Here is a 557-nt window from a genome sequence, read left to right as displayed (position 1 = left end):
CTCGCAGACCCAGGCCAGCGAACTCTTGCATGTTGTCCAAAGGCGCGGGCCGTCCGCGCCGCTGCGCGGAAGCGGCCCGCGTGGCTGGGCGCCTTTCCTTCTTCCCGACCACGTCGGCCTTCACCTCGATGGTCGGCGGCTCCAGCCGCGCTGGCGCCGGAGGGCCCGCGCGATCAAACGGTTCTGCGGCAGTTTCACCCCGGAGCATGCGCTGCAGAAGCGCAGTGGCCTCGACCAACTTGCCCGCACGCGTGAGACGAGTGGCCTCATGGATCGTATTTCGATTCAGCATCTGCTTTACCTCGTTCTGTCGGCAAGAGCGGCCTTGACCGCGGGAGTGGCATGGAGGGCTCCGAGCACCGAGACCGACGCGATGGTGGCGCGTGCCAGGTCGGGCGTGACGTCCTGGGCGATGATTGCCAAGCCGAGGACGTTGATGTGCAGCATCTCGCCGGCGCGCTGAGCCGCTTCGAGATCCTGGCGGGTGAAGTTGCGTAGCCCGAGGTCCAAGCTGTGTCTGGCCGTCGACTGCTTGAGAACATCTGCATGCCGCTCGA

General features: G+C 66.2%; 2 pseudogenes. Both read right to left on the bottom strand.

The features are described 5' to 3' along the window. Positions 1 to 292, bottom strand: a pseudogene (locus IVA92_RS03005) (esterase); the annotation flags it as partial. A gap of 5 nt (positions 293 to 297) precedes the next feature. Then, a pseudogene (locus IVA92_RS03000) lies at positions 298 to 557 on the bottom strand (CopG family transcriptional regulator); the annotation flags it as partial.

Origin of the sequence: Bradyrhizobium sp. 154 (assembly GCF_023073875.1) — a bacterium.
Lineage (GTDB): Bacteria > Pseudomonadota > Alphaproteobacteria > Rhizobiales > Xanthobacteraceae > Bradyrhizobium.
The sequence above is the reverse complement of the archived record's forward strand: the minus strand, read 5'-3'. Positions and strand labels throughout refer to the sequence as shown.